The sequence below is a fragment of the Cellulomonas soli genome, from assembly GCF_013409305.1.
GTDB classification, from domain to species: Bacteria; Actinomycetota; Actinomycetes; order Actinomycetales; family Cellulomonadaceae; genus Cellulomonas; species Cellulomonas soli.
Genome location: NZ_JACBZJ010000001.1, coordinates 3,545,449 through 3,556,145 on the forward strand (window position 1 = coordinate 3,545,449; position 10,697 = coordinate 3,556,145).

General features: G+C 74.4%; 9 protein-coding genes. 2 read left to right on the forward strand and 7 right to left on the reverse strand.

Annotation, left to right across the window (positions count from 1 at the left end; all coding sequences use genetic code 11):
- Positions 1-76 precede the first annotated feature (76 nt).
- The 5 genes from BKA22_RS16160 to BKA22_RS16180 form a co-directional block, all read right to left on the reverse strand.
- Complete coding sequence (locus BKA22_RS16160) at positions 77-2,275, reverse strand: 3-hydroxyacyl-CoA dehydrogenase NAD-binding domain-containing protein (protein WP_146951763.1); 2,199 nt, start codon at positions 2,273-2,275, stop codon at positions 77-79.
- Entirely contained in the window at positions 2,272-3,546 is a 1,275-nt protein-coding gene (locus BKA22_RS16165) for a thiolase family protein (RefSeq protein ID WP_146951764.1), read from the reverse strand. The genes BKA22_RS16160 and BKA22_RS16165 overlap by 4 nt, the downstream gene beginning before the upstream one ends.
- A 293-nt stretch (positions 3,547-3,839) precedes the next feature.
- Complete coding sequence (locus tag BKA22_RS16170) at positions 3,840-5,129, reverse strand: HRDC domain-containing protein (protein ID WP_146951765.1); 1,290 nt, start codon at positions 5,127-5,129, stop codon at positions 3,840-3,842.
- A 128-nt stretch (positions 5,130-5,257) separates the two neighbouring features.
- The gene (locus BKA22_RS20535; protein ID WP_371863651.1) at positions 5,258-5,656 is read right to left on the reverse strand and encodes a LuxR C-terminal-related transcriptional regulator; all 399 of its coding nucleotides are present in this window, start codon (positions 5,654-5,656) and stop codon (positions 5,258-5,260) included.
- A gap of 235 nt (positions 5,657-5,891) precedes the next feature.
- Positions 5,892-6,476 carry a DUF3000 domain-containing protein gene (locus tag BKA22_RS16180; RefSeq protein ID WP_146951767.1) on the reverse strand — a complete coding sequence of 195 codons (585 nt, stop codon included), beginning with the start codon at positions 6,474-6,476 and terminating at the stop codon, positions 5,892-5,894.
- Positions 6,477-6,643: 167 nt separating this feature from the next.
- Here BKA22_RS16180 and gnd point away from each other — a divergent pair, with 167 nt between their 5' ends.
- Entirely contained in the window at positions 6,644-8,086 is a 1,443-nt protein-coding gene (gene gnd / locus BKA22_RS16185) for an NADP-dependent phosphogluconate dehydrogenase (RefSeq protein ID WP_146951768.1), read from the forward strand.
- Positions 8,083-9,336, forward strand: a complete 1,254-nt coding sequence (locus tag BKA22_RS20445) for a carboxylate--amine ligase (RefSeq protein ID WP_146951769.1) — start codon at positions 8,083-8,085, stop codon at positions 9,334-9,336. The genes gnd and BKA22_RS20445 overlap by 4 nt, the downstream gene beginning before the upstream one ends.
- A gap of 60 nt (positions 9,337-9,396) precedes the next feature.
- Here the strand turns inward: BKA22_RS20445 and BKA22_RS16195 are convergent, their stop codons facing one another.
- Both BKA22_RS16195 and BKA22_RS16200 read right to left on the reverse strand, forming a co-directional pair.
- Positions 9,397-9,882 carry a hypothetical protein gene (locus BKA22_RS16195; protein WP_146951770.1) on the reverse strand — a complete coding sequence of 162 codons (486 nt, stop codon included), beginning with the start codon at positions 9,880-9,882 and terminating at the stop codon, positions 9,397-9,399.
- The gene (locus BKA22_RS16200; RefSeq protein ID WP_146951771.1) at positions 9,879-10,688 is read right to left on the reverse strand and encodes a dihydrofolate reductase family protein; all 810 of its coding nucleotides are present in this window, start codon (positions 10,686-10,688) and stop codon (positions 9,879-9,881) included. The genes BKA22_RS16195 and BKA22_RS16200 overlap by 4 nt, the downstream gene beginning before the upstream one ends.
- Positions 10,689-10,697 lie beyond the last annotated feature (9 nt).

Consider the following 10,697-nt stretch of genomic DNA (forward strand, 5'->3'; position numbering starts at 1 on the left):
GCGTCCACCGGACCGGCCTCGGGCGTCCGCGGGGTCGGACGACCTCGCTCGTGGGCGAGGGGTCGGACCCGGAGGGTCACACCCGGATGGTCGGCCCTGGGCTCGGTACCGGGGCGGCGCCGGGTACGTTCGCCAGGCCGTCAGGCAGCAGTCGCCGACCCAGCACCCGCTCGCTGTACCCGGTGCGGTCCAGGTACGGCGTGAGCCCACCGAGGTGGAATCCCCACCCGGCACCGAGGATCAGGCACAGGTCGAGCTGCTGGGGCGTGCTCACGACCCCCTCGTCGAGCATGTGACCGACCTCGACGGTCAGGGCGGTGAGCACCGCGTCCAGGACGCCGGCCGCGTCGAGGGGCAGGTGGCCGCCCGCGGGGGCTCCGGCGTCGCCGGCCCGTGAGCTGCGCGCGTCGTCGAAGACCGCCTGCACGGCCGGGGAGACCGGTCGGGGCAGCCCCGGAGCCGGAGCCTGACCGACCACGGTGACGGCGTCGGCCACCAGCTTCTCCAGACCCGGTGAGCGCGGGAACCGCTCGCCCAGGTCCTCGCGCAGCGAGGTCAGCACGTGCAGCCCCACGGCCGGGCCGACCAGGTCGAACAGCTCGAACGGTCGCATCGGCAGACCGAGCGGGTCGAGCGCGAGGTCGGCCACCTCGACCGGCGTCCCGTGCTCGACCGCGTCGACCACGACGCCCAGCAGCAGCACGAGCAGCCGGTTGACCACGAAGCCGGGCCGGTCGCCGACGAGCACCGCGGTCTTGCGCAGCGACACCGCGACCTCCACGGCCGTCGCGACCGCCTCGGGGGAGGACTGCTCGGCACGCACGACCTCGACCAGCGGCATCGCGGCCACCGGGTTGAAGAAGTGCAGGCCCACGACGCGTCCCGGGTGCTGCAGGTCGGCCGCCATGGCGCTCACCGACAGGGCCGAGGTGTTGGTCGCGAGCACCGCGGTCGGGGCCACGACGGTCTCGAGCTCGGCGAACACCCGCTTCTTCAGCGCGAGGATCTCGGTGACGGCCTCGATGACGAGGTCGCACGAGGCGAGGTCCTGCAGGTCGGTCGTGCCGGTGACGGACGCGAGCAGCCGTGCACCCGCCGCCTGGCTCATCCGGCCGGACGACGTCTGCCGCTCCACCGAGGCGCTCACCGCGGCGAGCCCGTGCGCCACCCGCTCTTCGTCGAGGTCACGCATGACCACGGGCACGCCCAGGCGCTGCTGCACGAGCATCGCGATCTGCGCCGCCATCAGCCCGGCGCCGACGATCCCGACGCGCGTGACGGGCTGCGCCAGGGCGCGGTCGGGGGCGCCGACGGGCTTCTTGCCCCCGGAGACCAGCCCGAAGGAGTAGACGCTCGCGCGCATCTCATCGGTGCCGATCAGGTCGGCCAGGGCCTCGTCCTCGGCGGCGAACGCGGCATCCCGGTCGACGTCGGGTCCCAGGGCGAGCAGGTCGAGCGCGCGGTAGGGCGCCGGGCGCGAGCCGTGGATCACGGCGTGCAGGCGTTCGCGCGCCGCGGCGACCGCCCCGTCCCACAGCGGTGCCGGGTCGAGCGCGCGCCGCTCGACGACGACGTCACCGCGCAGCACCTGCTCGGCCCACGCGATCGACTGCTCGAGGAAGTCGGCGGGGTCCAGCAGCACGTCGGTCAGGCCGATGCGGGTGGCCTCCTGCGCGCTGTACGGCTTGTTGGCGGCCGGGCGCGTGAGGATCACCTCGAGCGCCTTCTCGATCCCCACGAGGCGGGGCACCAGGTACGCGCCGCCCCAGCCGGGCACGAGCCCGAGGCTCGTCTCGGGCAGTGCCAGGGCGCGCACGTCACCGGCCACGGTCCGGTAGTCGCAGTTCAGCGCGAGCTCGAGGCCGCCGCCGAGGGCGACGCCGTTGACGAAGGCGAACGTCGGCACGCCCATCTCGCCCAGCAGGCGGTAGGCGGCGTGACCGCTGTGGCCCAGCCGCATGGCGGTCTCGCGGTCCGCGACCGAGGTGACCTGCAGCAGGTCCGCGCCGGCCGCCAGGTAGTACGGCTTGCCGGTCACGGCGACGGCCACGACCTCGCCCGCAGCGGCGCGCGCCTGCAGCGTGGCCAGGGCCGCGTGCAGCTCGGCGATCCCGAGCGGACCGAGAGTGGTGGGCTTGGTGTGGTCGAGACCGTTGTCGATCGTGACCAGGGCGAGCGTGCCCGTGCCGCCCGGCAGGCGCACGTCGCGCACCAGGGTGTGGCTGACGCGTTCGGCACGCGGTCCCGTCGGTGCTGCCGGATCCGTGCTGCTCATCGGGTGCTCCCCTCGGTCGTGACGGGCTCGTAGTCGCGGTGGTGCGGGTTCTCCCAGATCACGGTCCCGCCCTGGCCCAGGCCGATGCACATCGTGGTCAGGCCGAAGCGCACCTCGGGCCGTTCCTCGAACTGCCGTGCCAGCTGCGTCATCAGGCGCACGCCCGAGGAGGCGAGCGGGTGGCCGACCGCGATGGCACCCCCGTAGGGGTTGACCCGGTCGTCGTCGTCGGCCAGGCCGAACGCGTCGAGGAAGGCCAGGACCTGCACGGCGAAGGCCTCGTTGATCTCGAACAGGCCGATGTCGTCGATGGTCAGGCCGGCGCGGGCCAGCGCCTTGTGCGTCGCGGGGACGGGGCCCAGGCCCATCACCTCGGGCTCCACCCCGGCGTAGGCGAACGTGACCATGCGCATGCGCACGGGCAGGCCGAGCTCCGCAGCGCTCTCCTCGGCCGCGAGCAGGCACGTGGCGGCGCCGTCGGTGAGCGGCGCGGCGGTGCCCGCGGTGACACGCCCGCCCGGGCGGAACGGGGTGGGCAGCGCCAGGATCGCCTCGCGGGTCGTCCCGGGGCGGGGCGGCTCGTCGGCGGTGGCCAGTCCCCACCCGCGCTCGGGGTCGCGCAGCGCGACGGGGACCAGGTCGGGGGAGATCTGCCCGGCGGCCAGTGCCGCGGCGTACTTGTCCTGGCTGGCGACCCCGTAGGCGTCGGCCCGCTCGCGGGTCAGGGCGGGGAACCGGTCGTGCAGGTTCTCGGCGGTCACCCCCATGTTGAGGGCGTCGGGTGCGACGAGCCGTTCGGAGACGAACCGCGGGTTCGGCTCGGCGTCGAAGCCCATGGGGTGGTGACCCATGTGCTCGACACCGCCGGCGAGCAGGACGTCCTGGGCACCGACCCCGATGGTGGCGGCCGCGGTGGTGACCGCGGTCATCGCCCCGGCGCACATCCGGTCGATCGCGAAGCCGGGCACGCTGCGGGGCAGGCCGGCGAGCACGCCGACCGTGCGGCCGAGCGTGAGGCCCTGGTCGCCGGTCTGGGTGGTCGCGGCGATCGCCACGTCGTCGATGCGCTCGGGGGGAAGCTCGGGGTGTCGGCGTAGGAGCTCGCGGACCGTGCGGACCGCGAGGTCGTCGGCGCGGGTGCTCGCGTAGAGGCCGTCCTTGCGGGCGCGGCCGAACGGGGTGCGGACCCCGTCGACGAAGACGGCGCGGCGGACGGCGGGTGTCGTCGTGGGTGACGTGCGGGGCGAGGTGCGTGGCTGTTCGGTCGTCATCGACCCTCCAGGGCTGGACGTCGGTGTCCGGGCTGGGGCCGGGGGCACGTCGGTGTGCCGGCCGGTCCGCTGCGACCGGTGATACCGGGACCTTGGTCCCGATCGGTCGAAGTTACCGAAGAGTAACAGCGCGTCGCGCGGAGCGACAGGGCAAGCGCGCGAGGGCGGGCAGCGAGGCCGGGCGGCCCGGCAGTGAGCGAGGCCGGGGGGCCCGGCGGTGAGCGGGGCCGGGCGGCCCGGCGGTGAGCGGGGCCGGGCGGCCCGGCGGTGAGCGGGGCCGGGCGGCCCGGAGGTCAGCGGGGCAGGGTCGCGAACGCGGCTGCGAGCCGGGGCGCGGTCAGGCCGACCTGCCACGGCCGGGCGCCGCCCGCCTGCAGCGTCGCCGCGACGTGCTCCTCGTCGAGCGAGGACGGCGGTGACCAGCACAACCGGCGCAGCAGGTCGGGCTGCAGCAGGTTCTCGACCGGGACCTCGTGCTCCTCGGACAGTGCCGCGACGGCCTCGCGCGCCGCGGCGAGCCGTGCCGCCGCAGCCGGGTCGCGATCGGCCCACGCCCGGGGCGGCGGCGGGGCGTCGGACTTCGGGCCGCGCACCGACGGCAGCTCGGAGTCCGGCAGCGCCAGGCCGCGGTCGATCGCCGACTGCCACAGCGTGGCTCGTCGACGGGTGCCCTTGCCGGCGAACGCCGGCAGCGCGGTCAGCTGCGGGACCGAGCGCGGCAGCGCCTGGGCGGCCGCGACGATCGCGTGGTCGGGGAGCACGCGGCCGGGGGAGATGTCCCGCTGGCGCGCGTTTGTGTCGCGGGTCTCCCACAGCTCGCGCACCACGCCCAGCCGGCGGGCGTCGCGGACCGCGTGCAGACCGGAGACCCGCCGCCACGGCTCGACCCGTGCGGGTGCCGGCGGTGCGGTGCGCACCGCCTCGAACTCCTGCGCCGCCCACTCGGCCTTGCCGGCGACGGCGAGGCGTTCGGCCAGGACCTCGCGCAGCTCGACGAGCACCTCGACGTCCAGGGCTGCGTACCGCAGCCACTCGGGCGGCAGCGGTCGGGTCGACCAGTCGACCGCCGAGTGCTCCTTGGCGAGCCCGAGGCCCAGCATCTGCGCGACGACCGCGGCCAACCCGACCCGCTCGAGCCCGAGCAGACGCGCCCCGAGCTCGGTGTCGAACACCCGGCTCGGGCGCATGCCCTGCTCGACGAGGCCCGGCAGGTCCTGCGAGGCCGCGTGCAGCACCCACTCCACGCCGACCAGGGCGTCCGACAGCGCGGACAGGTCCGGCAGCGCCACGGGGTCGATGAGCGCCGTGCCGGCGCCCTCGCGCCGCAGCTGGACGAGGTAGGTCCGCTGGCCATAGCGGTAGCCGGAGGCGCGTTCGGCGTCCACGGCCACCGGGCCGGTGCCCGAGCCGAAGGCCTCGACGACGGCGGCCAGTGCCTGCGGGGTGTCGACGACCGGCGGGACGCCCTCGGCAGGTTCGGTGAGCGGGACGACCGTGATCTGCTCACCGACGTCGTCACCGGTGTCCGGTGCGGGGGCCTCGGCGGCGTCCGGTCCGGATGTGGTGGCGGCCGCGTCGTGCATGGGTCCACGGTAGGCGACGGGGCGCGTGCGCCCGTGCAGGCCGCGCGGGGGCGACCGGAACGGGGTGTGATCCCGCACTCAGCGGGACGGGGTCGAGCCGCCGGGAGGCGGGTCGAGCGGCGCGGAGGTCAGTCGAGCAGGCCGGCGCGGAACGCGATCGCGACCAGCTCGGCCCGGTCGCCGGTGCCGAGCTTGCGGGAGATGCGCGCGAGGTGGCTCTTCACCGTCAGCGCGGACAGCCCGAGGGCCTCGCCGACGAGCCTGTTGCTGCGTCCGCCGGCCACGAGCTCGAGCACGCTGATCTCTCGTGTGGTCAGCTCCGGGAGCGACCGTCGAGGCGCCGGCACGGCCACGGGTGCGGGTCGCGCGACGGTCTGCTCGACCATGCCGGCGATCGCCCCGCGCAGCCCGCCCGTGAGCAGCGCCGTGAGCTCCTCGCGGCCGGCACGTCGGGTGAGCACGACCACGCGATGGGCGCCGCGACGGCGCAGGTTCCGTACGAGCGCCTCCCCGTCCCCGTCGGCCACCTCGGGCACCACGAGGCACATCTGCGGGACCGCAGGCGCTCCACGCGGCGTGCTCGGCTGAGGGACCGACCTCGCGGCGGGGCGCCGGGTCGTGGTCACCTCACGGCGTAGCGGCTCGATGCTCACATGGCCCCTATCGGCACGCGAGGGACGGCACTTGAGCCCCGTGAGTCGCCCGAACCGTGCGGCATGGGAGCGCGTGCAGGAGCCGGTCGGGCACGGACGGGCACGCGCCTCAGCGACGGGGCCCGAGGGCGACGACGCCCTCGGGGAGCGGCGGCAGGCCCGCGACGGTGCACAGGAGGGTCGCCCAGGCGCGCAGGTGCGGGCCGAGGTCCTCACCGGTCGACGTCCAGGACGCCCGCAGCTCGAGCTCCGACTGCTCCTCGCGCACCTCGAGAGCGCCGAAGCTCTGCGACAGCACGCGGGTGACGGTCCCGCCGGCGGCGTGCGCGTCGAGCCCCGCCGAGGCCAGCGCGTCGTGGAACCAGCTCCACGCCACCTCCGCGAGCAGCGGGTCGGCGCCCACCTCGTGCTCGAGCGAGGCGCGCACCAGCGTGACCAGGCGGAACCTGCCCTCCCAGGCCTCCTGCCCTGCCGGGTCGTACAGCACGACGAACCGCCCCGAGGCGAGCTCGGCGGCATTCACCGACCGACGGGCGGTGCGGACCTCGGCGGTCAGCGCCGCGGAGTAGGGGGCCAGGCGCGCAGGGCCGGAGACCTCGTCCAGGATCACCTCGGGACGCACGGTCACCGCCCGCAGCGAGCGCAGCGCGCGGATGAACTCGGCAGGGACGTCCTCCGGACCGGCGGGTGTCACGCTGGCGAGCGTACGGTGCGCTCGGTGCCGTCCCGGGTTGCGGCACGCCGCATCCGTGCATCGGTCACGCGACTAGGCTGACCCAGGCAAATCACCTCCGGGGTCCCTTGACCTTCGCGCGGGCACGCGCGCGTCCACGACCCCTCGACCGAAGGAGCACGTCGCGCATGGTCGCCACAGGAACTGCGCAGATCGGGGTGACCGGTCTGGCCGTGATGGGCCGGAACCTGGCCCGCAACTTCGCGCGCAACGGCTTCACCGTGGCGGTGCACAACCGGTCGTTCGCCCGGACGCAGTCGCTCGTGGCCGAGCACGGCGAGGAGGGCACGTTCGTGCCGTCGGAGTCGGTCGAGGACTTCGTGGCCTCGCTGGCCCGCCCGCGCAAGATCGTGGTGATGGTCAAGGCCGGTCCGGCCACGGACGCCGTGATCGACGAGCTCGTGCCGCTGCTCGACGAGGGCGACATCGTCATCGACGCGGGCAACGCGCACTTCCCGGACACCCGTCGCCGTGAGGCGGCCCTGCGGGAGAAGGGTCTGCACTTCGTCGGCTCGGGCGTCTCCGGCGGTGAGGAGGGTGCGCTGCTCGGCCCCTCGATCATGCCCGGCGGCACGCGCGAGTCCTACGAGGTGCTCGGCCCGATCCTTGAGGCGATCTCGGCCAAGGTCGACGGGGTGCCGTGCTGCACGTACGTCGGCCCGGACGGCGCCGGTCACTTCGTCAAGATGGTGCACAACGGCATCGAGTACGCCGATATGCAGCTGATCGCCGAGGCCTACGACCTGCTCAAGCAGGGCCTGGGGGCCTCCGCCGCGCAGATCGGCGAGATCTTCGCGCAGTGGAACACCGGTGACCTGGAGTCGTTCCTCATCGAGATCACCGCCGACGTGCTCGCGCACGTCGACGCCGCCACGGGTGCGGCCTTCGTCGACATCGTGCTGGACCAGGCCGAGCAGAAGGGCACCGGTCGCTGGACGGTGCAGAACGGCCTGGACCTGGGGGTGCCGATCACGGGGATCGCGGAGGCCACGTTCGCCCGGGCGCTGTCCGGCTCCGTGCCGCAGCGTGAGGCCGCTCGTGCCGCGCTGCCGGCCGCGACTCTCCCGTGGGACGTCAGCGACCGCGACGCCTTCATCGAGGACGTCCGGCAGGCGCTGTACGCCTCCAAGGTCGTGGCGTACTCCCAGGGCTTCGACCAGATCGCCGCGGCCTCCGCCGAGTTCGGCTGGGACATCGACCGGGGGGCGATGGCCCGCATCTGGCGTGGCGGGTGCATCATCCGGGCCCGGTTCCTCAACCGGATCACCGAGGCCTACGAGCGTGACCCGCAGCTGCCGCTGCTGCTCGCCGACGAGTACTTCACCGCAGCGGTCGGTGACGGTCTGGCCGCCTGGCGCCGGATCGTGGCCGGTGCCGCCCAGCACGGGGTGCCGGTCCCGGCGTTCTCCTCCTCGCTGTCCTACTACGACGGCGTGCGTGCGGTGACCCTGCCCGCCAACCTCATCCAGGCGCAGCGCGACTTCTTCGGGGCGCACACCTACCGCCGCACCGACCGCGACGGCTCGTTCCACACGCAGTGGTCCACCGACCGCACCGAGCACGACGCGTGAGCGGCCCTACCGCCACAGGCCCGTTCCAGCCCGTCATCCTCGGCGCCGACATCGGCGTCTACGCGCTCGCCCGCGCGTTCCACGAGGCGTACGGCGTGACCTCCGTGGTCGTCGCCGGCGCGGCGCTGGGCCCGGTCGCGCACTCGCGGATCGTCGAGCACGAGATCGTCGCCGACGGGCACGACCCGCAGCAGCTGGTCGACCGGCTCGTCGAGGTCGCCGAGCGCCACGCGGGTCAGCGCCTGCTGCTCATGGCGAACTCCGACTGGCTCGTGCGGATGGTCGTCCAGCACCGGGCGCTGCTCGAGCAGTACTACGCGGTGCCGTTCCTGTCGGAGGACCTGCTCGACAAGATCTCCGACAAGGCCACGTTCGCGGAGATCTGCGACGACCTGGGCATCAGCGTGCCGCGCACGATCGTGCAGGACTTCGCGCACGCGGCCGACGCCGGCTGGGCCCCCGTGCCCGTCGACCTGGACTACCCGCTCATCGCGAAGGCCGCCAGCAGCGCGGACTACCAGGACGTGGAGTTCGAGGGCAAGAAGAAGGTCTTCGAGATCGCCACGCCCGAGGAGCTGACCGGGTTGTGGGGCGCGCTGCGCACCGCAGGCTTCCGGGGACGGTTCGTCGTGCAGGAGCTCGTGCCCGGGGACGACACCCAGATGCGTTCGGTCACCGCCTACGTCGACACGCACGGCACCATCACGCTGCTGTGCTCGGCGCACGTGCTGCTCGAGGAGCACACGCCGTCCGGGCTCGGGAACCCGGCGGCCATGGTCGTCACGCGCGACGACGCGATGCTCGGCCAGGCAGCCCGGTTCCTCACCGAGACCGGGTACCGCGGGTTCGCGAACTTCGACGTCAAGGTCGACCCGCGCGACGGGCGGTTCCGGTTCTTCGAGGTCAACCCGCGCATCGGCCGCAACAACTACTACGTGACCGCCGCGGGGGCCAACACCGTGCGGTTCGTGGTCGAGGACTGGCTCGAGGGCCGTGCGGTCGACCCCGTTGTCGTCGATCGGGAGGTGCTGTACTCGATCCTGCCGCACCGCCTGCTGCTGAAGTACGTGCGTGACGAGCAGCTGGCCGGGCGGGTCCGCGGGCTCATCCGGGCCAAGGCGGTCGTGCACCCGCTGCGGTACCCGGCCGACCTGTCGCCGCGACGCCGCGCCTACGTGTGGATGGCGATGATCAACCAGGTGCGCAAGTTCCGCCGCTGGTACCCGCAGGTCACCGAGACCGGCTTCTGAGCGGACGTCGACGCGCTCGCCTCGGCCCGGAGGCCGGGCGAGCGCGTCGACGCCGGACGGTCAGCCCAGTGCGCTCGTGCCGGAGTACAGGTGCAGCACCGGGACCTGCAGCTCCTCGCGCGCGCGGGACGCCCAGTCGCGGTGGAACGTGTCCTCGACCGCGTGCGGGTACGTGACCACGGCGATCTCACGGATGTCGCCGGCGGCGACGGCGGCCCGAAGCACGGGCAGCGGGTCGTCGTCGATCGCGTGGCCGGTCGCGGTCCGGCCCGCCGCCTCGAACGCGGCGAGCGAGGCGGCCACCTGCTCGGCCGCGGTCGTCGTCGCCTGGGACGTGCTCGGCTCCTTGCCGAGCGCGTGGTCGAGCGCCTCGCGCAACCCGCCCAGGCTCAGGTCGTCGATGATGGCCACGAGCAGGTTCCGCTCGGTGTCGGCGGGGACGAGCACCCGGTAGTCGAGCACCTCGTCCGGGTGCAGGGCGAGCAGGTGCTCGACGTCGGCGGGGCTCAGCGCGTCCTCTGCGAGGACCAGGATCGTGTCGGTCACCCCGCGAGCCTATCGATGACCCAGCGGCCCAGCAGCGTGCCCCCGGCGTGCAGCAGGTGGGCCGGCCGGGCGTGCCGGACCGGGTCCAGCCACGCGTCCGTGCGGGTCGCCCGGGGAGCGGGCCCGCCGACGACCAGCGGGGTCCAGGTCAGGCACAGCTCGTCGACCAGGTCGGCGGCCAGCAGACCGCTGAGCAGGTGCGGGCCGCCCTCGGTCAGGACGTGCCGCAGGCCCCGGTCGGCGAGCAGGTCGAGAGCCGTGGCGAGGTCGACCTGCTCGTCGCCGGCCACCAGCACACGCTCCGGGCCGATGCGGGTGCGCAGCGCGTCGAGCACCGGGCACTGCGCGACCGTGACGACAAACGGGGGCCGTGCCGCGTCGAGCAGGCCGTCGGGCACCGCGCCGGAGGCCGTGACCAGGGCGAGCTCGACCTCGTCCGGGCGACCGTGCGCCCGACGCGTCCCTCGCAGGGGAGCCGGTGTGCCCAGCGGGCCGTACCCCTCGGTGCGGGCGGTTCCCGCCCCGATGAGGACGACGTCGGCGAGCACGCGCAGGGCGGCGAACACCCTGTGGTCGGCGGCGTCGTTGATCGATCCGGAGCGACGGTCGGGGCCGGTGGCGGCGCCGTCGAGGGAGCTGACCATGTTGGCTCGTACGTGCACCCGTCGGCCCGCGGGCGGGGCGGCGTCGGCGAACAGCGCGACGAGCTCGGCCTCGTCGGCCCGGGGTGCGAGGCGGCCGGCGTCGCCGCGTGCCGCGACCGGCAGCAGGACGTCGAGGGTGGGGGGAGTGCGGTCGTCGGACACGCGGTCAGG